The 26,397-nt window shown below is 34.9% G+C and carries 27 protein-coding genes; 10 read left to right on the top strand and 17 right to left on the bottom strand.

The window, feature by feature from the left end:
- The first annotated feature begins 49 nt into the window (after positions 1-49).
- Positions 50-1,921, top strand: a complete 1,872-nt coding sequence (yidC, locus tag B5440_RS04545; RefSeq protein ID WP_070055159.1) for a membrane protein insertase YidC — start codon at positions 50-52, stop codon at positions 1,919-1,921.
- Positions 1,922-2,118: 197 nt separating this feature from the next.
- Here the strand turns inward: yidC and B5440_RS04540 are convergent, their stop codons facing one another.
- A complete protein-coding gene (locus B5440_RS04540; RefSeq protein ID WP_070055228.1) occupies positions 2,119-2,760 on the bottom strand; it encodes a protein-L-isoaspartate(D-aspartate) O-methyltransferase in 642 nt (213 codons plus the stop codon).
- Between the two features lie 136 nt (positions 2,761-2,896).
- On the opposite strand from B5440_RS04540, the gene B5440_RS04535 reads away from it, so the two are divergent.
- The 7 genes from B5440_RS04535 (at position 2,897) to miaA (ending at position 10,140) form a co-directional block, all read left to right on the top strand.
- Entirely contained in the window at positions 2,897-3,862 is a 966-nt protein-coding gene (locus B5440_RS04535; RefSeq protein WP_070055158.1) for a Gfo/Idh/MocA family protein, read from the top strand.
- A gap of 56 nt (positions 3,863-3,918) precedes the next feature.
- Positions 3,919-4,806 (top strand): 3-hydroxyacyl-CoA dehydrogenase family protein, encoded by an 888-nt coding sequence (locus B5440_RS04530; protein ID WP_070055157.1) that lies wholly within the window; start codon positions 3,919-3,921, stop codon positions 4,804-4,806.
- 213 nt (positions 4,807-5,019) lie between these two features.
- Positions 5,020-6,264, top strand: a complete 1,245-nt coding sequence (locus B5440_RS04525) for a DUF1015 domain-containing protein (protein ID WP_070055156.1) — start codon at positions 5,020-5,022, stop codon at positions 6,262-6,264.
- A 12-nt stretch (positions 6,265-6,276) separates the two neighbouring features.
- Positions 6,277-6,930 (top strand): YggS family pyridoxal phosphate-dependent enzyme, encoded by a 654-nt coding sequence (locus B5440_RS04520; protein ID WP_070055155.1) that lies wholly within the window; start codon positions 6,277-6,279, stop codon positions 6,928-6,930.
- A 24-nt stretch (positions 6,931-6,954) separates the two neighbouring features.
- The gene (locus B5440_RS04515; RefSeq protein WP_070055154.1) at positions 6,955-8,328 is read left to right on the top strand and encodes an exonuclease domain-containing protein; all 1,374 of its coding nucleotides are present in this window, start codon (positions 6,955-6,957) and stop codon (positions 8,326-8,328) included.
- 65 nt (positions 8,329-8,393) lie between these two features.
- A complete protein-coding gene (locus B5440_RS04510) occupies positions 8,394-9,227 on the top strand; it encodes an ion transporter (RefSeq protein WP_070055153.1) in 834 nt (277 codons plus the stop codon).
- Entirely contained in the window at positions 9,217-10,140 is a 924-nt protein-coding gene (miaA, locus tag B5440_RS04505) for a tRNA (adenosine(37)-N6)-dimethylallyltransferase MiaA (protein WP_070055152.1), read from the top strand. The genes B5440_RS04510 and miaA overlap by 11 nt, the downstream gene beginning before the upstream one ends.
- Positions 10,141-10,480: 340 nt before the next feature.
- Here miaA and B5440_RS04500 read toward each other — a convergent pair whose 3' ends face one another.
- Positions 10,481-11,056, bottom strand: coding sequence for a DJ-1/PfpI family protein (locus B5440_RS04500; RefSeq protein WP_070055151.1), 576 nt, complete (start codon positions 11,054-11,056; stop codon positions 10,481-10,483).
- A gap of 148 nt (positions 11,057-11,204) precedes the next feature.
- Here B5440_RS04500 and B5440_RS04495 point away from each other — a divergent pair, with 148 nt between their 5' ends.
- Entirely contained in the window at positions 11,205-12,287 is a 1,083-nt protein-coding gene (locus tag B5440_RS04495; protein WP_070055150.1) for a Gfo/Idh/MocA family protein, read from the top strand.
- On the opposite strand, the gene B5440_RS04490 is transcribed toward B5440_RS04495, so the two are convergent.
- The 3 genes from B5440_RS04490 to B5440_RS04480 form a co-directional block, all read right to left on the bottom strand.
- Positions 12,288-13,286: a sensor histidine kinase gene (locus B5440_RS04490; protein WP_232756043.1), complete on the bottom strand. Its 999-nt coding sequence runs from the start codon at positions 13,284-13,286 to the stop codon at positions 12,288-12,290. It abuts the gene before it with no gap.
- Positions 13,287-13,406: 120 nt separating this feature from the next.
- Complete coding sequence (locus B5440_RS04485; RefSeq protein ID WP_070055149.1) at positions 13,407-14,171, bottom strand: LytR/AlgR family response regulator transcription factor; 765 nt, start codon at positions 14,169-14,171, stop codon at positions 13,407-13,409.
- A gap of 254 nt (positions 14,172-14,425) precedes the next feature.
- Entirely contained in the window at positions 14,426-14,980 is a 555-nt protein-coding gene (locus B5440_RS04480) for a hypothetical protein (protein WP_070055148.1), read from the bottom strand.
- 226 nt (positions 14,981-15,206) lie between these two features.
- On the opposite strand from B5440_RS04480, the gene B5440_RS04475 reads away from it, so the two are divergent.
- Positions 15,207-16,409: a GAF domain-containing sensor histidine kinase gene (locus tag B5440_RS04475; RefSeq protein ID WP_317039386.1), complete on the top strand. Its 1,203-nt coding sequence runs from the start codon at positions 15,207-15,209 to the stop codon at positions 16,407-16,409.
- Positions 16,410-16,853: 444 nt separating this feature from the next.
- Here B5440_RS04475 and B5440_RS04470 read toward each other — a convergent pair whose 3' ends face one another.
- The 12 genes from B5440_RS04470 to B5440_RS04410 form a co-directional block, all read right to left on the bottom strand.
- Positions 16,854-17,486, bottom strand: coding sequence for an outer membrane beta-barrel protein (locus B5440_RS04470; RefSeq protein ID WP_070055146.1), 633 nt, complete (start codon positions 17,484-17,486; stop codon positions 16,854-16,856).
- Between the two features lie 324 nt (positions 17,487-17,810).
- Positions 17,811-18,251 (bottom strand): hypothetical protein, encoded by a 441-nt coding sequence (locus B5440_RS04465; protein ID WP_141728145.1) that lies wholly within the window; start codon positions 18,249-18,251, stop codon positions 17,811-17,813.
- A gap of 171 nt (positions 18,252-18,422) precedes the next feature.
- On the bottom strand, positions 18,423-19,277 hold the full coding sequence (locus B5440_RS04460; protein WP_070055144.1) for a hypothetical protein: 855 nt from the start codon (positions 19,275-19,277) through the stop codon (positions 18,423-18,425).
- Positions 19,278-19,382: 105 nt separating this feature from the next.
- Positions 19,383-20,333, bottom strand: a complete 951-nt coding sequence (locus B5440_RS04455) for a Fic family protein (RefSeq protein WP_070055143.1) — start codon at positions 20,331-20,333, stop codon at positions 19,383-19,385.
- 380 nt (positions 20,334-20,713) lie between these two features.
- Positions 20,714-21,160 carry a hypothetical protein gene (locus B5440_RS04445; protein WP_070055141.1) on the bottom strand — a complete coding sequence of 149 codons (447 nt, stop codon included), beginning with the start codon at positions 21,158-21,160 and terminating at the stop codon, positions 20,714-20,716.
- Positions 21,161-21,322: 162 nt separating this feature from the next.
- Positions 21,323-21,646: a type II toxin-antitoxin system PemK/MazF family toxin gene (locus tag B5440_RS04440; RefSeq protein WP_070055140.1), complete on the bottom strand. Its 324-nt coding sequence runs from the start codon at positions 21,644-21,646 to the stop codon at positions 21,323-21,325.
- A complete protein-coding gene (locus B5440_RS04435; protein WP_070055139.1) occupies positions 21,637-21,882 on the bottom strand; it encodes an AbrB/MazE/SpoVT family DNA-binding domain-containing protein in 246 nt (81 codons plus the stop codon). Before B5440_RS04435 ends, B5440_RS04440 begins: the two co-directional genes overlap by 10 nt.
- Before the next feature lie 208 nt (positions 21,883-22,090).
- Complete coding sequence (locus tag B5440_RS04430) at positions 22,091-22,660, bottom strand: porin family protein (protein ID WP_070055138.1); 570 nt, start codon at positions 22,658-22,660, stop codon at positions 22,091-22,093.
- Between the two features lie 160 nt (positions 22,661-22,820).
- The gene (locus tag B5440_RS15420; RefSeq protein ID WP_141728144.1) at positions 22,821-23,360 is read right to left on the bottom strand and encodes a hypothetical protein; all 540 of its coding nucleotides are present in this window, start codon (positions 23,358-23,360) and stop codon (positions 22,821-22,823) included.
- 156 nt (positions 23,361-23,516) lie between these two features.
- Positions 23,517-24,113: a hypothetical protein gene (locus B5440_RS04420; RefSeq protein ID WP_070055136.1), complete on the bottom strand. Its 597-nt coding sequence runs from the start codon at positions 24,111-24,113 to the stop codon at positions 23,517-23,519.
- A 161-nt stretch (positions 24,114-24,274) separates the two neighbouring features.
- Positions 24,275-25,579 carry an erythromycin esterase family protein gene (locus B5440_RS04415; RefSeq protein ID WP_070055227.1) on the bottom strand — a complete coding sequence of 435 codons (1,305 nt, stop codon included), beginning with the start codon at positions 25,577-25,579 and terminating at the stop codon, positions 24,275-24,277.
- A gap of 137 nt (positions 25,580-25,716) precedes the next feature.
- Positions 25,717-26,280, bottom strand: a complete 564-nt coding sequence (locus tag B5440_RS04410; protein WP_070055135.1) for a GNAT family N-acetyltransferase — start codon at positions 26,278-26,280, stop codon at positions 25,717-25,719.
- Positions 26,281-26,397 lie beyond the last annotated feature (117 nt).

Below are 26,397 nucleotides of genomic sequence, written 5' to 3'. Positions count from 1 at the left end.
CAATAATGGCCGACTTATTGACCAAAAGCAAGTTATAGTTTAAAAAAGCATGGAAGAAAAGAAATTTGATGTTCAGTCCTTAATTGGATTTATACTTATTGGGGGAATCTTAATTTGGATGTTATACACCAATAGCGCTTCAGAAGAAGCTGTAGACCCACAGCAAGAAACCGAGCAGGTTGAAGTTCCAGGAAATACAGATTCCAACCAACCACCACAACAAGAACAGGATGTACAAAGCCAGGGTGCAGATTCTACTGCCCTTGCCCAGGCACGTGAGCGTTTAGGCGCTTTTGGGTATTCGGCAAGTCTTCCGTCGGCTACAGAAAATACTACCACGATTTCTAACGATGTTTTAGAACTTAAAATAGACAATAAAGGTGGATATATTTCCGAAGCAAGGTTAACCAATTATAAGACTTTTGATTCTATTCCGGTTTACTTAATTAAAGATGGAAATGCTTCCTTCAATATTAATTTCACCACTACAGACGGTAGAACCTTAGATACCGAAAATCTTTATTTTGAACCTGAAATAACTCAAAGCGGGGATAACCAGATTATCTCTATGAAACTTAAAGTTTCAGAAAACGAATTCCTTGAATATCGTTACGTACTGAAACCGGGTGAATATATGTTGGATTTTAGCATTAGATCCCAGGGCTTAAACGATGTAATAAACAGTTCAAGAGATATTAATTTAAACTGGGAATTAAAAGGTTATCGCCACGCAAAAAGTATTTCCTACGAAAATCGTTATACCGAGCTTATCTATGAATATGATGAAGGTGATGACGATTATTTAGGCAGCGGTGATTTTGAGGAACAGGAAGATGAAAATATTACTTATGTAGCCTTCAAGCAGCATTTCTTCACCTCTATATTATTAACCGATAATCCTTTTGAGAGAGGAAAATTTACTTCAGAAAATCTTGTAGAAGATGAAGAGGTAGATACGGTTTATACCAAAAAATTTGCCGCACAATTACCTTTGGAATTACAGGGCGGCGAGCTTAATTATAATATGGATTGGTATTACGGGCCTACAGATTATAAGATATTAAACGATTATGACCGTAACCTTGATGAAGTTGTACCATTAGGCTGGGGAATTTTTGGATGGATCAACAAATATGTATTTATTCCATTTTTTGCATTTCTGAGCGGAGTTCTACCAAGTTACGGTATCGCGATTATTGTTATGACCATTGTAGTGAGAATTGTTCTTTCTCCGGTTACTTACAAATCTTATCTCTCACAAGCTAAAATGAAGGTTTTAAGACCTGAAATTAACGAGCTTAACGAGAAGTATAAGGATAATGCGATGAAAAAGCAGCAGGAAACTATGAAGCTGTATAGTAAAGCAGGAGCCAGCCCAATGAGTGGTTGTTTACCCGCTTTAATGCAAATTCCAGTTTTCTACGCTTTATTCCAGTTCTTCCCAAGTGCTTTCCAACTAAGGCAGAAAGGATTTTTATGGGCAGACGATCTATCAAGTTATGATACTATAGCCGAGTTACCTTTCAACATTCCATTTTATGGAGATCACGTGAGTTTATTTCCAATCTTAGCATCTATCGCCATCTTTATTTATATGATGATGACCACGGGGCAAAGTATGCAGCAAGCTCAGCAGCCGGGAATGCCTAATATGAAATTTATTATGTACCTGTCTCCAATTATGATGTTGTTTTTCTTCAACAACTATGCGAGTGGACTTTCATTATACTACTTTACCTCTAACCTAATTACCATTGGTATTATGTTAGTGATTAAATATGTGATTATTGATGAAGATAAAATTCATGCAAAGATCCAGGAGAACAAGAAAAAGCCTAAGAAACAGAATAAATTCACCAGGAAAATGCAGGAAATGATGGAGCAGGCAGAACAGCAAAAAAATCAACAAAAGAAGAAGTAAGCTAATTGTAGCTTAAAAAGAGAAAGCCGGTTTAAATAGTTTTAAACCGGCTTTTTTATTATGTCATCCTGAACTTGTTTCAGAGCCTGCTCCGAAATTTATTCGGAGATCTAATAAGCTTAGAAATTAAATCATGTTAGAAGCCGAAACAAGTTCAGCTTGACGGAAAAGGCATTTTAAGCAACCTCTACTTCTATTTAATTCTTATCGCCAAGTAAAGGCACGAACCTGAACTGCCCAAATTCGGTTTTATCGAATTCTGTAGGAGATTTTCTTATAAAAAGAGTCATTGTTTGCACATCGTCTCCCACAGGAATTACCATCCTGCCTCCAACTTTTAACTGTCCTAAAAGATCTTTAGGAACAAAAGGAGCGCCGGCAGTTACAATTATTTTATCAAAAGGCGCATAATCTGGCATTCCTTTGTAGCCATCTCCAAAACTAAGATGCTTAGGACGATAGCCTATTTTATTCAGAAACATTTTTGTTTTTCTATAAAGCTCTCGCTGGCGTTCTATACTGTAAACTTTCGCACCAAGTTCACATAAAACTGCGGTTTGATAACCACTTCCGGTGCCAATTTCCAAAACTTTATCGCCTTTTTCGATTTCCAGTTTTTCGGTTTGAAAAGCTACGGTATAAGGCTGGGAAATAGTTTGATCTGCAGCAATAGGAAAAGCTTTATCCTGGTAGGCGTGATCTTCAAAACTACTATCCATAAAGAGATGCCTGGGAATTCTCCCTATCGCGTCTAAAACCACTTTATCGGTGATTCCCTTTTTCTTTACGGTCTTCACCAATTGTTGTCTTTTTCCTTTATGTCTATAATTGTCCTGAATCACTTAATTTCCCGTTTAGATTGCAAAAATACTCATTACAAGTCAAAGTTGCCAAGCGAAATCGCGGGAGATTCCCCGTCTAATCCCTAAACTATTTGCAATCAAAATGCTATTTTTGTGAAAAAAGCTAAAAAATATGTTGAAAGTTGGCGTGCTTGGTGCAGGACACTTAGGGAAGATACATTTAAAATTACTCAACCAGTCTGAAAAATATGAGCTTGTAGGCTTCTACGATGCCAATTCAGAAAATGCTGAAAAGATTTCTGCGGAATTCGGTTATAAAAAATTCGATACCATAGAAGACCTCATCGAGGCGGTAGATGTGGTAGATGTAGTAACTCCTACCCTTTCCCATTTTGAAGTAGCGAAAAAAACAATAACGGCAGGTAAGCATCTTTTTATAGAAAAACCCATTACCAACACATTTGCTGAAGCCGAAGAACTTATCGCTCTAGCAAGGGAATATAAAGTTAAAGGTCAGGTTGGTCACGTAGAACGTTTTAATCCTGCCTTTAGAGCTGTAGCTTCCCGAATTGAAAATCCTATGTTTATTGAGGCGCATCGTCTTGCAGAGTTTAATCCGCGTGGCACAGATGTTCCCGTGGTTCTGGATTTAATGATCCACGATATTGATGCGGTTTTAAGCGTAGTAAAGTCGAAGGTGAAAAATATTAATGCCAGCGGAGTTTCAGTGATTAGCGATACTCCAGATATTGCCAACGCAAGAATTGAATTTGAAAACGGATGCGTGGCCAACTTAACCGCCAGCCGAATTTCAATGAAAAATATGCGTAAATCCAGGTTTTTCCAGCGAGACGCTTACATTTCGGTAGATTTTCTGGAGAAAAAATGTGAGGTGGTAAAAATGAAAGATGCGCCCGAAAAAGAAGATGATTACGCGATGATCTTGCAAAATGCCGAAGGAGTGAAAAAACAAATCTATTTTGATAATCCTGATGTTTCCCCAAACAACGCCATTTTAGACGAATTGGAAACTTTTGCCGACGCCATAAATAATAATACCACTCCAATAGTGACGCTGGAACAGGGCGCTGAAGCTTTGCGTGTTGCAAATGGAGTTATTGAAAGTTTTAGTAAATAATATAAATACTATTTCAGTCGATTTTAAGACTGAAATTCATATAAAAACCACACAAAATGAAGAATATAGCAGTTATAGGAGCAGGAACTATGGGCAACGGAATCGCCCACACTTTTGCCCAATTTGGATACAAAGTAAACCTTATAGACATTTCAGAAGAAAGTCTGGATAAAGGAATGAAAACTATTTCCGGGAATTTAGACCGAATGGTTTCTAAAGAAAAAATTAGCGCAGCAGATAAAGAGACAACGCTTAACAACATCACAACATATACCGATATTCCTGAAGGTGTTAAGGAAATAGATCTTGTAGTTGAAGCAGCTACAGAAAATGAAGACCTAAAACTTAAGATCTTTAAGCAACTGGACGAGAATTGCTCAGCAGAAACCATTTTGGCGAGTAATACTTCTTCAATTTCTATTACAAAAATCGCTTCTGAAGTTTCCAATCCAGAGCGTGTAATTGGAATGCATTTTATGAATCCTGTGCCAATTATGAAACTGGTAGAGATTATTCGCGGTTATAATACTAGCGATAAGGTTACTAAAAGCATTATGGAGCTTTCAGAAAACCTAAAAAAAGTTCCGGTTGAAGCTAACGATTACCCGGGTTTTGTTGCCAACCGTATTTTAATGCCCATGATAAACGAGGCCATTGAAGCGTATTACAACGGTGTGGCCGGTGTTAAAGAAATTGACACCGTAATGAAACTTGGAATGGCGCACCCAATGGGCCCGCTTCAGTTAGCAGATTTTATTGGTTTAGATGTTTGTCATTCTATCCTTGAAGTAATGTACGACGGTTTTAAAAATCCGAAATACGCACCCTGCCCGTTACTGACTAACATGGTTATGGCCGGAAAACTGGGAATAAAATCTGGGGAAGGTTTTTATGATTATTCTGAAAGTAAAAAAGCCGACAAGGTTTCTTCACAATTCAGCTAAGTGCTAAAATTTTTTCAATGAGTAAGAATAATTTAATGAGTTTTTCTATTAACTTTTAAGTCGTCATTCTGTCCCGAAGTTTCGGGATATTTCAGAATCTAAGATGTGTAATTAAAACATGTGAGAAGCTGAAACGAGTTCAGCTTGACGAATTCAGTTTTTTCTGAATCTCATTAAAATCTCACTAATTAAGTAGAATTTCAATATTTATAGTTGACCAAAATACTTCCATTTAGAGCGGTTAGACCGCAACGTGCCAAAGCCGGTCTTGTAGCTACAAAATCTTTTGAAGATTATACTGAAGCTGAAATAAGAGCAATCTTGCAGTATAACCCGTATTCATTTTTACATATTCTGAATCCGGGTTATAAATTTCAGCACGAGATTACGGGCGGACAACGATTTCAAATGGTTAAAAATCGTTACCTGGAATTCAAAGAAGAAAACTCTTTTATAAAAGATGAAAAACCCGCTTACTACCTTTATAAGATTGTAAGCAGGGAAAGTAGTTGCTGCGGAATTATCGCTGCGGCCAGTGCCGAAGATTATGAAAACAACCTCATTAAAAAACACGAAGACACCATTGCCCACCGCGAAACAATGTTCAAGGATTACCTAAAAGTGGTGGGCTTTAATACCGAGCCGGTATTACTTACCTATCCTGATAATTCTAAGATAAATGAGGTGATTGACCAGGTTATGGCAACCCGGCCCGAATACGAATTTGCCACTGCCAACCGGGAAATTCATTATTTATGGAAGATTGATGAGGAAGATCTATTAGAACAAATTAAGGAAGAGTTTGAGCAAATGCCGCATTTGTATATTGCCGATGGCCACCATAGAAGTGCCTCTTCCTATTTGTTGGCCCAGGAATCAAAAGCAGCCAACGCAAATCATACCGGAAAAGAAGCTTATAATTATTTTATGAGCTACCTTATTTCGGAAAGTAATTTAAAGATCCACGAATTTAGCAGATTAATAACCGATTTGAATGGACATACCAAGGAAGAGTTCCTTATTCAACTAGATGAGTATTTCCGGATTGAAAATCATGGGATGGAAGTTTATAAGCCAGAGCAAAAACATCATTTCAATATGTATTTGGATGGGGAATTTTATTCCCTTTATTTGCGAAAAACAAACTATGAATTTGGTGATTCTTTATCTAAATTAGATCCTTATATTTTATATAAAAAAGTGCTTCAGCCAATTTTGGGAATTGAAGACCTTAGAAATGACAAGCGTATTTCTTATATTCACGGTAAGAATGATCTCATAGAAATTAAAACTCGTATAGATAAAGGAGAATTTGCTGTAGGTTTTGGGATGCTTCCGTTAAGCATAAAAGAAATTAAGGAAACTGCCGATGAAGGTTTAACAATGCCCCCAAAAAGCACCTATATTGAACCCAAACTATTAAGCGGATTAACCATTTATGAGTTTGAAATCAACTAAAAAGTAAATTGCATGAATATTTCAGAAAATATTAAAAGTTTCCAGGATGAATTACCTAAGGATATAACCCTGGTGGCTATTTCAAAAACCAAACCTGTAGACGATCTTTTAGAAGCTTACGAAGCCGGCCAAAGACATTTTGGAGAGAATAAGATCCAGGAAATGACCGAAAAATGGGAAAAACTTCCCAAAGATATTAAATGGCATATGGTAGGCCACGTCCAGCGTAACAAAGTGAAATATATGGCGCCATACGTTTCCCTTATTCACGCGGTAGATAGTTTGAAATTACTGAAAGAAATTAATAAGGAAGCCGACAAAAATGGCCATTGTATAAATTGCCTGTTGCAGATTAAAATTGCTGAAGAAGACAGTAAATTTGGAATTTCAGCAGATGAAGCTAAAGAAATATTAGATTCAGAAGAGTTTAAAAAATTAGATCACGTAAAAGTAAAAGGCCTAATGGGAATGGCTACTTTCACCGATGATGAAGCACAGGTAAAAAAGGAATTTGATCACCTAAAATCGGTTTTTAAAGATTTTAAAGAACAATATTCAGATATGGAAATACTTTCTATGGGAATGAGCGGCGATTATAAAATTGCTATAGATTCCGGTAGTAATATGGTGCGTATAGGAAGTGAAATTTTTGGAGCCAGAGATTAATTATAGAAAACAGAAGCATATTTTTTGTACGCAGTAGTAGACATAGAAACCACCGGTGGTAAGTATAACGAAGAGGGAATAACCGAAATTGCTATCTATAAATTTGATGGGCTAAAGGTTGTTGATCAGTTTATAAGCCTGGTAAATCCAGAAAAAGCAATTCAACCTTTTGTAGTTAACCTTACCGGCATAAATAACGATATGCTTCGCAATGCGCCTAAGTTTTACGAAGTTGCCAAACGCATTGTAGAAATCACCGAAGATTGTGTTTTGGTGGCTCATAATTCAAAATTCGATTATCGCATTCTTCGCACCGAATTTAAAAGATTGGGCTTTGATTTTGAAAGAAGATCACTATGTACTGTAGAACTCTCTAAAAAACTTATTCCCGGCCAGGAATCTTATAGCTTAGGCAAACTGGTGAGAGCTTTGGGAATTCCTTTAAGTGACCGGCATAGAGCTAGCGGAGATGCCCAGGCAACTGTAAAGCTCTTTAAAATGTTACTCGCCAAAGATGTTGAAAAGAATATTTTAAAAGATGCCGTAAAACTTGAACCAAAACGCCAGGTTGATACCCGCCTGGTTTATATTTTAGAAGATCTACCCGGCATTACCGGCGTATACTATTTTCATAATGCAGACGGTGATATTATTTATATCGGGAAAAGCAAGAATATCAAAAAACGGGTCACACAGCATTTTACCAGCGAACAACACAAAGCCCGTCAATTGCAAAAAGAAGTTTCTTCAGTAAGTTATGAAGCTACGGGTAATGAACTCGCCGCCTTATTAAAAGAAAACCAGGAAATAAAGCATAACAAACCCAAATACAACAAAGCCTTAAAAAAGAACATTTTTAGTCACGCGCTTTATCATTCTACAGATGAGAATGGGTATATCAACCTTTATATAGCCAGAGCCGGGAAAAAGAATAGCATCACTACCTTTTCTTCTTTAAAAAGAGCCAGAAATGTATTAGAAAAATGGATAGAGACATATGAACTCTGCCATAGACTTTGTCACCTGGAAAAAGGATCTGGAAATTGCTTTAATTATACCATTAAAAAATGTCACGGCGCCTGTATCAAGGAAGAACCAGCTGAAGCTTACAACGAAAGAGTTAGAGCACTAATAGAGAAACATTCTTATAAAAACCAACACATGCTGGTTATAGACCGCGGGCGGGAAATAGACGAAAAAAGTGCTTTACTGGTTGAAGACGGGGAATTTAAAGGTATTGGTTACTTTAATTTGAATCATCAAATTAATAATTTAGACATTATTAGGTCTATAATCACACCCATGAAAAACGACAGGGACGCGCAGCATATTATTCAAAGTTATTTGCGTCGTAATTCCAGGTTAAAAATTGTTCAGTTAGATCCCCTGGCTAAATAAGTTCTAAATTACTTACCAGCTTCAGTAATTTATTTAAATTTGAATAATTCGTAAATCACCAATTATTGCCGAAAATAGAACCAAAATCAGGTTGGAAAGCAAAACTTCATGAAGTAATTTATGAAGCCGATACTCCTTCAGGGAAGTTTTTTGACGTGACCTTACTTATTGTAATTGCTATAAGTATCGCCTTAGTAATGCTGGAGAGTGTAGGAACGCTTAATACCAAGTACTACTGGCATTTCTATATCGCAGAATGGGTAATCACTATAATTTTCAGCATAGAATACATTCTGCGAATAATCGCTATAAAAAAACCTAAGAATTATATTTTCAGCTTTTATGGAATTGTAGATCTACTATCTACACTCCCAACCTATCTCGCCTTTATTTTTGGCGGCCATAACTTACTATTTGCTGTTAGAGCTTTAAGATTACTTAGAGTCTTCAGAATTTTAAAAGTCACTCGCTATATAGGTGAGTCTAACCGCCTTTTATTAGCCTTAAGAAATAGTAGGCCCAAGATTATTGTCTTCCTATTTGCTGTACTTATTATATGCATCATTATGGGTACGGTAATGCACCTGGTAGAAGGAGAAAAAGGAGGTTTTGATAATATCCCGCTTAGCATTTACTGGTGTATCGTTACGCTTACCACCGTTGGTTTTGGCGATATCCACCCCGTAACACCGGTTGGACGTTTTATAGCTTCTTTTATTATGATTGTTGGTTATGGAATTATTGCGGTGCCAACAGGAATTGTTACTTCAGAGATCACCAGGTCTGAAAAGGATAAAATTCCTAAAAATACACAAGCCTGCCCGCATTGTAACGAAACAAAGCATTTAGACAATGCTGAATTTTGCCATAACTGCGGAAAACCACTTCATGAACACTAATTACCTTATTAATATTGTGGGGCCCACTGCCATTGGCAAAACTTCTTTGGCCATTCAACTCGCAAATAAGTTTGATACTGAAATAATTTCAGCAGATTCAAGGCAGTTTTATAAAGAAATGCGCATTGGCACAGCGGTTCCTTCCGCAGATGAGTTACAGGCGGCTAAACACCATTTTATACAGCATATTTCTATTGAAGACAATTACAACGTAGGCGATTTTGAATCTGAAGCCATTCAGAAATTAGACGAATTATTTCAAAATAATAATATCGTGATCATGGTTGGCGGCAGTGGACTCTACACCAAAAGTGTATTGGAAGGTTTAGATTATTTCCCTGAAGTTTCTTTAGAAATAAGGCAGGAGCTTAACCTGAAATTAGAAAAAGAAGGTTTAGATACTTTACAACAACAATTGCATAAATTAGACCCTGATTATTATAAAATAGTAGATTTAGAAAATCCGCATCGAGTTATTAGAGCCTTGGAAGTTTGTATAAGCAGTGGAAATCCTTACTCCTCTTACCTCAACCAGCCAAAAAAGAAACGAAATTTCACCGCGATAAGTATAGGGCTTAGCGCTGACCGCGAAATAATTTATGATCGCATAAACGAACGGGTAGATCTTATGATAGATGAAGGTCTATTGGATGAAGCTGAGGGACTTTTCACGAAACGCGAATTGAATGCTTTAAATACCGTGGGTTATAAAGAACTCTTCGCATTTCTGGAAGGAAAAGATTCCCTGGAAACTGCAGTTTCAGAAATTAAAAAAAATACCCGGAGATTTGCCAAAAGACAACTCACCTGGTTTAGAAAAGATAGGGAAACAAACTGGTTTGAATATAAAACCCCTGTAGAAGAAATTCAGCAATTCATTGACTCAAAAATCAGTGATAGATCTCATTCTTGAACAATAGAAAAAAATCTCAACATTAACCCCTCCGTCCTGCGGCCACCTCCCCTTGAAAATAAGGGGAGGAGCTTTAAAAGTTCTTTTGAAACTGCAGCCTGCTTCCCTTCAAAATAACTGGAGGAGCTAAAAAAGTTTTTCTAAATTATCTTTGAGAAAAAAAATCAATATTTAAACAGCTTTAGCTTCTGCCCCTGATTTAGTATAAAAAAGCTCCCCTCCTTTCAAAGGAGGGGAATGAATTCAGCTTGCTGAAGAAAGGGGTGGTTGAAACCATCCGGCCTGCGGCCACCTCCTTGAAAGCTGGGAAACTTATTTTCCAATAAAACCTTCAAATCTTTTAAATCTCGATTTTAGCTCCCAAAAGTTTTACAAATTCCGCAATAAAAGCCGAATGCCCTGGCCAGGCTGGCGAGGTCACTAGATTGCCATCTACCACCGCTTCTGTAGGTTCAACCTCTTTATACTTCCCTCCTACCAATTCAATTTCCGGGCCTATGGTTGGGTAAGCTGTGAGGGTTCTTCCTTTTAAGACATCTGCGACAGTAAGAATTTGAATGGCGTGGCAAATTGCAGCTACCGGTTTATCTTTTTCAAAGAAATGCTTAGTGATTTCAATTACCTTTTTATTTAATCTGAGATATTCCGGAGCACGCCCACCGGCCATTACCAAACCGGCATAATCTTCCGGTTTCACATCATCAAAAGAGTAGTTGAGTTCGAATAAATGACCCGGTTTTTCAGTGTAAGTCTGGTCTCCTTCAAAATCGTGGATAGCAGTTTTTATCTTCTCTCCTTTTTTCTTTCCGGGGCAAACGGTATGGACGGTATATCCTAACATAACCAGCATTTGGAAAGGAACCATAGTTTCGTAATCTTCAGCAAAATCTCCGGTTAAAAAGAGTAATTTTTTCATAATTAGTAAGTTTTAAAATCTTTCTTTAAGTTAAGGAAATTCAGCCTAAGCCTTGTGAATCAGGTTTTAAAAAATAGTTAAATGTATTTTTTGAAGTTAGAATTTAAGAACACTTGAGTAACTTTTAAACCCAATTAAAAACTTCAGTATGCAAGATCGTAGAGCATTTATTAAAAAATCGGGATTATTGATTGCCGCAAGCACGCTACCAATTCCGAACTTTTTATTTCCTAAGAACAAAGAAAAACTAGGCGTTGCCCTGGTTGGATTGGGAAATTACAGCACCGGCCAATTGGCGCCCGCACTGCAGGAAACAGAATTTTGTGAACTAAAGGGTATAGTTACCGGAAGTCCCGAAAAAATCCCGGTTTGGCAACGTAAATACGGTATTAAAGATCAAAACGTGTATAATTATGACAATATGCACCGTATTGCTAATAACGATGAGATAGATGTTATCTATATTGTATTACCTACCGGGTTGCACGCCCAATATGCCATTAAAGCCGCAAATACGGGGAAACATGTTTGGTGCGAAAAACCTATGGCAAAAACTTCGGAAGAATGCCGGGCAATAATCGAAGCCTGTAATAAAAACCGGGTAAAACTTTCTATTGGCTATAGAATGCAACACGAAAAGAATACTCAAACATTAATAAAGTGGGCAGAAACCAAACCTTTTGGTAAAATGAAAAACCTAAAAGCAGAAGCCGGTTATTATGGAGACCCCATGACACCCTGGAAACTGGAAAAAGAAATGGGTGGCGGTGCAATGTATGATATGGGAGTTTACCCTTTAAATGCCGCGCGCTATAGCACCGGTTTAGAACCTATTTCGGTAAGTGCAAGACATACCATTAATAGACCCGAAATTTTTGATGAAGTAGATGAAACGACCACTTTTAATCTTGAATTCCCAAACGGAATTACCGCTGATTGTAAAACCAGCTTTGGAGAAAATCTAAATAATCTTGAAGCAAATTGCGAAGATGGATGGTATTATTTAAGACCTTTTCAATCTTATTCCGGGGTAAAAGGAAAAGCCAGTGATGGAACTGTTTTACCTCCATTTGGTAAGAATCAGCAAGCTGTACAAATGGATGATGATTCCCTGGCGATAATTCAGGATAAACCAGTCCTGGTTCCCGGGGAAGATGGATTAAAAGATATTATAATTCTGGAAAAGATCTATGAATCTGCCAGTAAGAACGGGGAACGTTTAAGTTTATAATCAGGTTTTGGAATAGGGAATTTTTATTAGCGTTTCTACCCCAGCGTCTTTATTACGTATTTTAAAACTGGCTCTCTTTCCGTAAAGTGTAAGTAAACGATCCCTGGTATTAGAAATGCCAACTCCTTTTTCTAACAAAGCTTCTTGTTTTTCGGTAAGTGGTTTTCCATTATTATAGACGCTAAGCACCAGGTAACCTCTAGATTTAAAAATATTGATTACAATCTTAAGATGTATGTTATGGTAAGAATAACCGTGTTTAACCGAATTCTCTATAACAGGTTGCAATAGTAAAGAAGGCACTAATTGATCTAAAAGGCTCTCGTCTATATTTTTTTCGATTATTAAATGATCTGAAAACCTTAAAGTAAGAATATTTAAATAATAGTCCAGCATTCGTAATTCTTTTCTCAACGTAACCTTATAATTCTCACTACTGTACAAGATCTCCCGAAGCAGGTCGCTTAGATCTGCAATGGTATCCTGGGCTTTTTTAGCATCTATTTCTACTAAAACCGAAATTGAGTTTAAGGTATTGAATAAAAAATGCGGCTGTAGCTGAGAAGATAACATCTTCATACGCGTATTGGTAAGTTGAGATTCCAGTAGTGTCTTTTGCTTTTCAGTCTCTTTTACCTGTTTTAAATAATAATAGGTGTAGATGATAAAAATCATCGCAAAATAGATCAGAAAATTAAGATCTATCACAAATATCATTCGGTCTATGCTGGCTTTTAAACTATAATCGGCAAAAGTCATTAAGCCGAGTAGAATCCCATGGAGATCAAAGAAAAACCGAATTACAAATCCTATTAAAATTGAAAATAAGGTATGCAGTAGAAAAATTCTTATCCACGAATAATTTTTATCTAAAAGTCGCTTAGTACTTATCGCAATCAGGCCCATATAGACCACAACAATAATCCAGTCTATAAGCATATTATGGATAATAATGTCGTGCCAGGATTCTACGATTTCCCGGTAAACAAAGGCACGCATATAAGCCAATTTGCCCAGCTACACCAGGTTGAATAAAGTATAGAAGGCCGCCAAAAGCAAAATAAGCTTTACGTCTATATATTTATTTTTTAAGGCTGAAAGGCTCATTTTGAGGTTCTTTTAAATTCCGAGTTTATCAAATAATTCCTTTTTATTGGATTTACTGATGCGTAATAATTTATTGTCTTTCATTTTCACATCTACTTCAGAGAAATCTGAATGAACAATTTCTTTAATGTGATTAAGATTAATAATGGCCGATCTATGAATTCTAAAAAAGGCGTGATCTTTGAAAAATTCTTCCAGATTATTTAAAGATTCCCTTAGTAAATACTTGCTATTTTCAGTATAAATTTCAGCGTAATAACCAGAGGCACAGATATAACTGATCTCGTCGGGTGTTAATAAAACGGTTTTATTGCCCTGCCTAACCGGAAGTTTTAAGGGAATTTTGGAGGTTTTCCTGTCTTTGCTATAAACTTCAAATAAAGTTTGCAGGCGCTTTTCAAAATTTTCCTGAACTTCATTATTTGAGATATTAAGTACTTTTTTTATGGTTTTAAAAAACCGCTCGTCCCTAAAGGGTTTCAGCAGGAAATCGAAGGCATCTACATCAAAAGCTTTAGTCGCATAATTATCATAAGCAGTTACAAAAACAACCACCGGTTTTGGGTTCACATTAAGCTTCTGCAGCACTTCAAAACCACTCATATCTTTCATACTAATATCAAGAAAAACAAGTTCCGGCTTAAGCTTATTAATTTGGGCAATGGCCGATTTCCCATTGGAGCATTCACCCAAAACTTCAATTTCCTCTACTTCGGCAAGCAAGTTAAGCACTTTTCTTCTTGCCAGTTCTTCATCATCTACAACAAGTGCTTTCATAATTTTTACATTTAAGATATACTCATGTAATTTAAAACTATTTTTTCTTGTTGAATATTTTTTTGAATCTAAGTAATTGATATCAAGTAAATTAATTTAATGAAGAACCCTGATTTTGCTACCAGGAATTTATTTTATGATGTCAATAGGTTCATATTTGATATAAAGACATAAAAATGCCTGTAAAGTTTTTTCGAGCTTCATTTAGACTGAAGTTTATACTTTACAGGCAATAGTTTGAGGTTCTAGAGAAATTACATACCGGCCACACGCTCTTCATTTATATTTTTAGGATCAATTTTAATAATTTTCGATTTATTGTTTTTTACAACTTTAATTCGATAAAGTTCTTGATCCAAAAGATTACGCTGTCCCTTAGCTTTGTAACTATTCTTTACCATACTCCAGCCTTCGGTTTGTCTCCACAATTCGTTTCTAATCGCTAGAGGCAAGGCAATATCTTTAAACAACTGCCTGGTTCGGTTTAATTCTCCATCTTTTGAATAATTGGCTTCAAGAAAACCCTTATCAGTTGAGAAACGCACCAGGTAAGAATTATAATCCTTATCTTTTACTTCTTCAATAAAATCAGAAATATCAAAATAAGATTCCATAAATGCCATCGGGTTTTCAGTGAATTCGGCGGCGAAACCATCGTTCACCTCGTATCGATATTCATCTGGATTATCGGTTTCTGCCAGAACAATAGGAGAATAAGCAACCTTAGTTTCTTCCAGTTCTGTAATTCTCTGAGCGTAGCTACTAAAGCTAAAGCTCGCAAGCATCAAAATAACGACTAATGTTTTCATAACAATTAAATTTTAGGATTTATAAACGGTTTAGGTACAAGCTTGTATTTAATTATATCCTAAAGTTAAGTAGCAAAACAGGTAAAATAATCAGTAATGATACAGACTACATTTTTTTGATAATGAGCAGGTAGAAATCTGATATAAAGCCCCAGGACTGAATTATAACCTTTTCAGGAATCAAAAATATTTACTAATTTTATAAACTTTTTACACTCAAAAATTTATACTTATTAAGACTTCCACTACGCATAAAAATTATAAAGCAGACGTTGCAAATATTAATAAAATCCCGATCGTCTCTCAGCTATTAGACATTGTTTGCCTTAATACAGGAATGGGATTCGCAGCGATTGCGCGCGTTACCGAAGACAAATGGATAACTTGCGCCAGTAAAGATGGAATTTCATTTGGCTTAAAATCAGGTGACGAACTGGAAGTAGAAACTACACTTTGTGAGCAGGTACGCCGAGAAGAAGAACCAATTTATATTGATAATGTAGCAACCAGTGATACTTATGCTAAACATCCTATTCCAGCGATGTACGGCATTTCCAGTTATATCTCGGTACCGATTTATAAAAAGGATGGAAGTTTCTTTGGCACGCTTTGCGCTATAGATAAAAAGGCAGCAAAAATTGATACGGAAGAAATTAGAGGAATGTTTCAACTTTATGCTGAACTAATAAGTTTTCATCTTGAAGCGATTGAAGAGAAAGAAAAGGCAGTAGCAGAGCTTAATGAAGAGCAACATATAGCCGAATTGCGCGAGCAATTTATAGCAATCTTAGGGCACGACCTTAAGAATCCTATTGCCACCACCAGAATGAGTGCTGAAATTCTTATGAAATTTAGTAAGGAAGATATTGTACAACGCAATGCCGCACTCATTAAATCTACCAGCATTAGGATGGAAAATTTAATAGATAATCTGCTGGATTTTGCTCGTGGCCGATTAGGGGAAGGCATCAAATTAAATAAAACAAAGGATTTTGGAAAGCTAGAAAATATTCTGGAGCAGGTAATCAATGAAATTAAAACCATATCTCCAAACCGGGATTTCTCTACAAATATTAAAATTGAAAATCCTGTTAATTGTGATCCTAATAGAATTGCACAATTATGCTCTAATCTCCTGGGAAATGCTGTAACCCACGGCTCGCTGGATAAACCTATAGAACTTGAGGCTGTTTGTGTTAACGGGGAATTTAAATTGGAAATTACCAATAAAGGTGTGAAAATTCCGCAAAAAGTAAGAGAGAAATTATTTGAGCCTTTTTATCGCATTGAAGGTGAGGAACCTAAACAAGGTTTAGGTCTTGGCCTATATATAGCTTCAGAAATTGCCAGAGCGCACCAGGGAGATATCAACGTGAAATCTTCAGACAAAGAAACAGTTTTCAGCTTTATCATGCCTGCACATAACTAAGCCGGAAAGCCAGAATTTAAAAGATTGATTGGCAACTAAAATATCAAATTTAAGGTTCCCAGAACTGCAAAAATAGCTGCAACAACTATCCAGGTTAGGATTAACAAAATGAATAGTTTGGCCAGAATATGAAAACCGGCTGTAGCTGTCTTGTAATTTTCAAGAAAAATATAGAATGGATTCATAGCACAGAAATTAAGGTTAAACTTGAAACCTTAATTGGAGAAGCAGCTATGCAATAACAGGTTTAAAATAAAGCAGAATATGCTCGATATTAATTTCAACCTGGTCTTAAAAATCTAATCTATAGACTTATAAATAAAAATGCACCATAGTTACCGCTGATTTCCCAAAAAGGTTATCCCTTAAGTTAAGACTAGTCTTCCTTTTTTGCTACTAGGAAATTCCCCCGTTTTTAAACCGAAAACGGGAGAAAAAGATTCTTTATAAGAAGAAATTGATTCCAAAATAAAACTGCTCCATTTGGAGAGAAGCTACTAAACTATTATATCTTGTATCCAGTTCACCATTAACTTTTCTGGAAGTATGTTGGTAAAAAATGCCCCCAAGTTGTGCATTCAGAGCAATATGATCACTAACAAAATAAGATATGCCGGGTCTTATAGAAGCTTCAAACCTATTCGCCGTAGATTCATATCCCTCCCCAACGGTATAATTTGTTCCCCAGCTATGTTCATAGCCCAGTTCTCCTGTAAGATCAAGAGCAAATCTGTTATTTATATTGAAATATTTGCGAATAAAAGGGAAGACTCCAACTCCGTTCGCCGTTTGATCTCTATTATTCACTGAATCATCCGTAGTGGTTTCATTATAAGAATAGCCCAGGCCAACACCCAGCATAAGATTCTCCCCAATTGCGTAGCCAACATTTGGCCTCAAGTTAAGTGCAAATACTTCCCGGCTAAGAGCTGCCTCGTAGTCGGTTTGGTTTAATCTAATTGAAGCGCCACCTCCAATACTCAGAGTTTTTTCCTTTATAGGAAAGTAATTATCCTGCGCCTGAGAATTAAAAGAAAACAATGAAAATAAGGTGAAAACTAGTAAAATCTTATTCATAATATATTTTTATCACATATTACGAAAATTATTTTAAGCTAATTCCTGGGAACTGAAAAGATGAAATATTTGTAATGGAAATGGAGAATTTTTCTATGGTCTAGATGAGAAAAACAAAGCCCCTAAATACTGGTGTTTGGGGCTTTTAAGCGGAGGAAGAGGTACTAAACGAAAATCAAAAAAGCTTACTATTACTAGCGCTTCAGAATAGGCCATTTTTAGTGTAACCGAAATTGATACCTTTAACCAAACTTTAACTTATAGATGCTTTAAAATCTACTGCCAAATTAATTTTTTACTTCACGCCCTTACTGAGTTTAGGCTTTAAAAATTTTCGGGTATAAACGTATACGTTGTTTTATAAAGGTTTCCCACCCTATCTCGGTCACACTGCGGATCCCCATCATTTATAATATTGCCGTTTTCACTACAACCATTACTTTCTGTCTCTAAAAAAACACATTTGTAAGATTCTATTTTTAAATTATTCCCATAAACTACATTCACGGAATCTCCTTCAAAAAAATCCTGAATTCCATAAACTTCACCCATATCCGAAGATTGAAAATCTTTACTAACAAAATTTGAATTTGGGATTGTAATTATTTTGATAAAATCATTACTATCACTGTCAAAAATTTCCAGGTTAATATCATAACCTGAATCATTCTTAATTACAAAACGATAGATTCTTTCATCATTACTTCTGTCGCAGCCATAAAATAACAATATTAAAATGACTAAATTTAAAACTCTAAACTTCATCTATTCTATCATCAATTATTTTTCTTGTTAATCCAACTATCCTGTAAGCTCCTCCAAATTAGAGCTACTTGATTGTCTGTAGCTGCAGCAGGGGTGGTAAAAAAAGCAGGGAATTTTAAATCGAGACTGGTTTGTGCGTTATTTTTATATATTGTTAGCCAAAGTATGATCCTAATGTTCTACTTGTATAATTGAATCTTTATTTACATAAATTTTTAGGGCTTTTCTATATTTCACAGGTTTCTCTAAATCAAGATAATAGTATTTCTCCCAATGTTTTATTTTTCTAGCTATTTCTAAAGCAATATTTTCTAAATCTGATATTGGTTCTCTGTAAACATTTTTAAATTGATTCACGCCAAATAACGTATCGATTTGTTCATACTCCAACTCCCTATTAGGTTGAAGATTAGCTTTCGTTAGATTTCCCTGAGCGTCAATATCTAACCAAATTCCAGCAAATCCTTTTGAAGGTTTCAATTTCTTCTTTTGATAAATTTTTAAAATTGAATCTAAGTTTGTTGTTGGTTTAGCATCATAGGATCTATAACGATATTGAGTCATATCTAATTGATTTCCAAAGTTTAAAACTTTTTGTTCTGATGAATAAATCTTTGATTCATTTAGAGTTTTGCTATTGGAACAAAAGAATTGAAAATCTAATTTTCCATTTATTGTTTTTGCATATACTAACCATTTCTCTCCCTTATCTGCAGACCAATAACACGAAGAGTAAAGACCTGTAACCTCTGCCTCAGAATTCAATTGAAATTTTAAAAACTTGGGATTATCCCCATTTTTATAATGTTTACTTATCTCAAAAGTTACTGTATTGGTAAGCGAATCTGAAGCATATTTTTTTTCAAATACTTTACCTTCAAAAACGTAATCAGATTGATAAAATTCGACAGCCGGTTTTGGGGTCTCACAGCTACAGGCAAAACTTTTAGTAGCTATAAAAAAATGAATATTAAAATTAATTTGGTTCTCATATTTGATTTTGGCTAGGGTCTTGTATAAAAACAATACTGCTGGTGAGTTCGATTTTCAGCAGGAAAATCAGGCGCAACACGAAAAAACACAAAAATTCGATTAAGAACAGACTTTAGCATTGTTTTTATATAGGACCATTTATATTCTATACGTGGTTCTATTTTTATCTCCAATTTTCTCGAATAACTTTTGTTCTACACCTTTCTTAAGATCTCTGCTTGCTGTTGCTCCAGAAATATCTTTAAAAACTTTCATATAATCTTTCCGGGTGAATTCTTTTTTATTCAAGGATAAAAAATATTCGAGTCTGTCTTTCTCAGTAAGCGTTCTATTGGTAAAATTGAGTAAATCTTCTAATGATCTGTTTATTACTCCAAGCATATATTCGATAAATGCTGTTGAATTACCTGCCTTATCACTAACAGACAATGCAGAATAATATTTCTCCTGGTCATTACTGATCAACGTCTCAAAAGGCAGATATTCAAATACAGGATATTTATTCATTAAAATTAAAGTCTGCCACAGTCTACCCATTCTTCCATTTCCATCTAAAAACGGATGAATAAATTCCATTTCATAATGAAACACACAGCTTTTAACCAGTTCGATTTCGTTCGAGGTCTGTAGGTATTCAAACAAATCTTTCATTAGAAAAGGCACATTTTGATGAGGAGGAGCATAATGTTCTACTGCTAAACCTTTCATAATACCTACACCTTCTTTTCTATATTTTCCTGCATCAATTATTAAGTTTTGCATTAGATCTTGATGGCATTTTAAGAAAGATTTTTCACCAAATGGATCATAATTTTCTAAGTGTTCATAGATTTCAATAGCATTCAAAACCTCCTTTACGTCTTTCTTAGGACCTATGATTCTTTTGTTTTCTATAAGTGCAGTTATTTGTTCCTCAGTTAGCGTATTTCCCTCTATTTTTAATGAAGAATGGATGGTTTTAATTTTATTTTCCTTTCTCAGTTTAGGAGAAGGTTTATTTAAATAATTGGCATTTATAGCTCCTAACTTCTCGGCAATAGAAGTTATAATCTTTAAAATATTAGGAGTAATTTCGTAGGGAGGCTTCATTATGGTACTATCATTTGATATTATCAAAAGTAAGATCATTTTATTTCAACTGAAAGGAAAACTGGTTTTAATTGGCATAACGTCCCGTATAAAAACAGTGCTCGCTAGCAAGCGTGATTGCCCGAAGGACGATCAGGCGTTGCAAGTGAGCACAGATTTTCGATTCGAAAAAGGTTTGAGCATGTTTTTATGATATTGTGCAAAGTTTTAATCACAATCCACAGCTTTTAAACTGAAAGTTCCATCTTCATTTTTTGCCATCTCGTAACCATTGTCCAACATTGGTTTAAAATCAGACCTACCCTTCAAATGCCAAAGTAGGTATCCGAAATCACATTTTTTAATTCTGTTTTTGCTTTTTTCATATTCTGTAATTTCAATCAATTCTTTAGAAAATTCAGATGGGAATGAATTAGTAATATAAGTGGATTGAAATCTATTGAATCTTTTGAAAACCTCTTAAGCCTTTGAGCCGAAGGAAAACCGTATTTTTTGGTTAATTCAATCATACGCTCTGTATGGATTTGATCCATAGGATTAATATAGTTAGACCAAATTTTATTTTTTAAAGAATCAGATTTTACTGGAGTGTAATTAATTCTATTATCCCTTTTTTCTTTACTTAAACTTTCAATGCTGTCAGTTATATTCTTATCAAAAGTTTGAAAATGTAAGTATTCTCGGGTTGCCTGATCATAGTGGTACATAAACTTTATTTCTTCAACAATTTTCTCTATATCCTTTTCAAGTAATTCTTCTTTATTAGACTGGCTATAGAAATTAAGACTTATAAAAGTAAATACTGTAATCAGTAAAATTTTATTCATAGTTCTTATTATTTTAAATTTTGCAAAACGTCCCTCATAAAACTGTGCAAGCTGACGTACGTGATTGTCCGCAAGGACAATCCGCTAAGCAAGCGAGCGGGGACTTTCGATTTGAGACCGGTTTAAAGCATAGTTTTTATATGCTGTTGGCATTAAGTACTATTAGTCTACAAACGTTTCTTTTAGCACTTCTTTGCATTTTCTAACCTCAGATTTGCTCAGAGAATCAAAGACTTTTATAATTCTTTGCTTGTCAATTGTCCGAATTTGGTCGATTGCAATCATTCCTTTTTTATCATTTGATTTAATCGAAATTCTGGTCGGATATTTTTTGAGGTTTGTTGTCATCGGGGCTACAACAATTGTTTTCAAAAATTTGTTCATTTCGTTTGGCGAAATAATTACACAAGGTCGTGTTTTCTTAATCTCACTTCCAACTTTTGGATCAAGATTTACCAGAATCATGGAATATTGTTTTAGGTCCATTCATCAAAATTTTCATCCTCAAAAATATCATTCATAAGAAGTTCATCGTCATTATTATTTGCCATTTCCTTGAATTTTTCCTCCCAGTCTTTTCTCGGTAATTCTATAGGTCGCAAAATGATTTGTCCTTTTTCAAGAATCAATTCTACTTTGTCTTTAATGTGATATTTTTCCAAGATTGTTTTACTAAGCCTTAATCCTCTCGAGTTTCCGATCTTAATAATTGAAGTTTCCATAAACCTGTTTTTTTTGTAAATACAAAGTTATTACTTTTTGTTGATTCATAGAATTAAGTTTGTAATCTGTGTGTATTAATACAAACGTCTCATATAAAAACTGTGCAAACTGACGTGCGTGATTGTCCGCAAGGACAATCCGCTAAGCAAGGGAACACGATGTTTCGATTCAAGAACTAAGTAAGCACAGTACTTATTTTTATAATTTTTAAAACATAAATCCAATACCCAATTGAAATCCGCTATTGTTAAATTTGGTACTATAAGCATCAAGAGCATTAGTAAAACCGTAAAAATATCGAGTGGTAACAAAAAACCCATTGCTAATTGCATAGGAGACTCCCAAAGCCCCTCCGAATTCAAAACTGCTCCCGTATTCGGTCTTCCTATCCCAAATTTCTTCTTTTACTAAAAAATTAAATGAAGGACCTGCTTCTATAGATAAAGATTCTGTAAGATATATTTTAGCTAAAACGGGAACCTGTAAATATTCCAAGTTGTAATCTATATTGAGATTTCCCTCGAAAGTAATTACATCTGCCTCTGTGCCTTGTGTAGAATATAAGATTTCAGGTTGAATAGAAATTTTATTAGACAAAGGGACTTCGGCCAGTAGCCCCAAATGAAATCCAGTTCTAAAGCTGGTTTTAGCAAAATTATCAGAACTTAGATTAGTAAGATTAATACCACTCTTTGCCCCAAAATAGACAAATTCCTGAGCTTTAATGGTGGAGCCTGTAAAAATAAAAAAGGAAAATATTAAAATCAGATTTCTCATTTTGGTTGTTGTTTATATTTATTAAGTTTCATATTTGTGAGTATTGTGGGCAACGTCTCTTATAAAAACTGTACGAGCGGGCGCGGGTGATTGTCCGCAGGACAATCCGCTAAGCAAGCGAGCAGGATGTTTTGATTCGGGACTGATTTAAGCATTGTTTTTATATAATGTTGTGGTGTGTTTCCTGGTTTCTATTTTCTATTATTTCTAACAATGCCTGTTTTGCTTCTGGAACTAGTTCTTGATTTAACTTGTCTTCAATTTCTGGGTCGCTCAATTCAGAAAATTTTTCTTTGAACCTTTTTAATTTTCTATCGTAATACTCCTGTTCTTCTTCCTCACTTTTTTGAATGGATCGGAAATATAAATCACTAATGCGTTCTCTATATTTAATTAAATAAACCACTAAAAAAATAAATGGTAATATCTGTATTGGAAAGAAAATAAAATAGAAGGCAAAAATATAAGTAGAAAAAGCAATTAAATTTAAAGTTCCTAAAATCAATGTAATACCGAAAAAATATCTATATAACCTTCTGTCAGTGAAAAAGAATATGCCACAAACTATTAATAATGATAATCCAATATATTGTCGGTAATTAAAAGTGTAATCGGTCAACAGAACTTGAAGAACTGAAACAAGTCCGATAATTGATAAGATTGCTAATGGTAAAAATTCTTTGATTTCCTTTGTTTTCATATTATTATTTTAATGTCCCACAGCGTCCCTTATAAAAACTGTGCGAGCTGGTGCGCGTGATTGTCCGCAGGACAATGCGCTTAGCAAGCGATTGCGAAGTTTAGATTTGAGATGGGGTTGAGCATTGTTTTTATATATTGTTGTAAACAGTTGAGCCTAATCTTCGTCTTCGGAGTCGTCAGGATCAATTCTTTCTTCATATATTTTATGCCATCCTAAACTTAAAACTGCTGATAAACCCACGTAGGAATTCTTTGAAATATTACCAGATAGTTTTAAGCCAAATCCTACATTAAAAGGACTGTCCGTTTTGTATTTGAACCACTTAATATTAGCTTCTAATGCAAGTCCGATAAACCTGTCTCTAATTTCGTTATTTTCATTACGGCTATTAGATTTATAAACATTATAGGAAAGTCCTGCGGAGCCTGATAATGAATGACTATTATTAATTTTTCTTAAACCGTAAAGAAGTGCCAACTCATCTGTGTTTGCATTCGTTGTCTGTTTTAAAAGTTTAGAGTCTCCAGATTCTTGTAAACTTGAATATCTAAGTGTCATTAAGTTTTTATTCCACTGGTAATTCATTTCTGAACCTAATAATACTCCTTTATTTTCACCTCCATATGGTCCAATAAATATTTCTAAAAAGGCTACAGGGTTGGTGAAACTTTCTTCCTGTCCTTGGATTTTATTTACTGATGAGCTTGTAAAAATTATTACTATTAGAATTAGTGTTTTTTTATTTTTCATTTATAGAAATGTTCATTGGCGAAATTGTTTACAACGTCTCGTATAAATACAGGAGCGGGCGAGCGTTTTTGCCCGCAGGACAATCCGCTAAGCAAGCGAGCATGGAATTTCGATTTGAGACTGGTTCAAGCATTGTTTTTATACAGTGTTGTATAACGTTCTTAGAGTTCTCTTAATTTATAATCGGGAGGTGATATTTTTTTTACAAAGATTAAACCATCATAGGATTCTGAATATATTTTTGAAATCTTTATCTTATGTAACGGTTTAGGTTGATATCCGCCTCCAGCTATAAGTAAGTATGATTTTTTCTTGCTAAAGAATTCTGTTGGTTCTTTTTCAATTGCATTATCTAAATCGATAAAATAAATTTCCTTGTTAGCCGCATTTAACGTTTTGGCGTAAGTTCTTCTAAAAGGTTTCTCTATATGGTAAGTTTTCCAGTGGTTACCTTGTTTTTTATCTACTACATAACCATTAATCTTTCCTGTCGCAAAGTCAAAACCTACACTATAGTAATTTTCTGAATAGTAGTCTTTTAAATGACGACCTAAATTAATTATATCACTCCCAGCGTAGTACATCTCTTTTTTGTTAATGTGCTCATTATGAGCCCAGATAAAAGCTTTTCCGTTTGGCGAACGATTTTCCACAATCCATTTAACGTTTTCAAACATTTTTAAGTCTCTAAATTCAGTGCTTTTTGGGTATTCATCTTTAATGCACGACGCATATTTAGTATAACCTATCAAATAATTTAAACTTCTGATTAAAGATTTATACTCTTTACTTTCGTTTTTTGAAGTCAGTATTTGCTGTTTTAATTTATTTAATCTTGGGATCTGAAGTTGCCACCAATCGTCAGGTTTATTATAGTTTATTGTTTTTTTCGCGCAACTATCTACAGTAGTCAATAGTGTTTCGTCAATATTGATTTTATTCTCATTAATAAACGTTCGTATCTCTTTATTGATGTTTTTTCCATTTTGAATATCCATTCCATAAAAGCGAATTTGATCTTCTTTTGATTTATCTAAGTTGAAATTCCTCATCCATTGCAATAAATTTACTACTTCTTTAGAACGCCAAAATCCGATGTTAAAATTCTCAGCTATTGTTTTAATGTCTCCTTTTCCACCACCTATCCATTCATTAATTCCAGATTCAGCTTGATACGATTCTTCCATTATAAACACTCTGACACCTTGAGTTTTGACCAAGTATTTAAAAAATTTTGCTTTAAGGTCAAAAAATTCCTTTGTATTATGAGAGGCTTCTCCAAAACCATAAATTTTAGCATTAGCAAATTTATCGGGAGTATTTTGCCCAAAATCAATCAGTTCAGAGTTTGGATTAGCGTCTTCAATAAGAATAGAATTGTTATTTATCCATTCTATAGTTTGTTTTTTTTGAGAATAGCTAAGGACGGTTAAAAAAAATATGAATATTGAAATTATGTTCTTCATTAAATAAGTCATTTTTCAAATGTTTTACAACGTCCCGTATAAAAACTGTGCGAGCTGGCGAGCGTGATTATCCGTAGGACAATCCGCTAAGTAAGCGAGCACAATGTTTCGATTTGAGACAGGTTTTAGCATTGTTTTTATATACTGTTGTTTGTAGTGCTTATTTGGTCAGTTGATAAAATAGCATATTCAAAGTTATCCGACCAACCATCTTTAAGAGGCAAAACTTTTCTTTTTCTTCCCTCTCTTGTCATCCCAACTTTTTCTAAAGTCCGAATACTTCCAATGTTCTCAACAGCACATCCAGCTTCAATCCGATGTAAGTCAAGTTCACCAAATGCGAATTCCAGGATTTTTTTCAGAGATTCTGTCGCATACCCTTTATTCCAAAAATCAGAATGAAATTTATACCAGACTTCTCCAATTTTGAATTTAGGCTTTCCCAAATTCAGGGAAATTAGCCCAATAAATGTTTTTCTATCAATTAATTCAACTTTAAATGTGAAATTTTTGTTCTGTCCGTTTTCATTCTTTTCAATCCAATCTTTAATTATTCTTTCTGTTTGATTTAGGGTTTTGGGAATCCCCAAAGTATTAAATCGGTCAGTTTCCGGAAGAGAATGTAATTCGTGAATTTTCTCTAAATCCGATAATGAAATAGGTGTAATTAATAATCTATTGGTTTGTAATCTAAGATTCATTTTGAATTTTTGGTAGCATTACACACAACGTCTCGTATAAAAACTGTGCGAGCGGGCGAGCGTGATTGTCCGCAGGACAATCCGCTATGCAAGCGAGCAGGATTTTTCGATTCAAGA

The sequence above is a fragment of the Salegentibacter salarius genome, from assembly GCF_900168265.1.
In the GTDB taxonomy this organism is placed as follows: Bacteria; Bacteroidota; Bacteroidia; order Flavobacteriales; family Flavobacteriaceae; genus Salegentibacter; species Salegentibacter salarius.
This window is presented reverse-complemented; position numbering and strand designations above follow the sequence as displayed.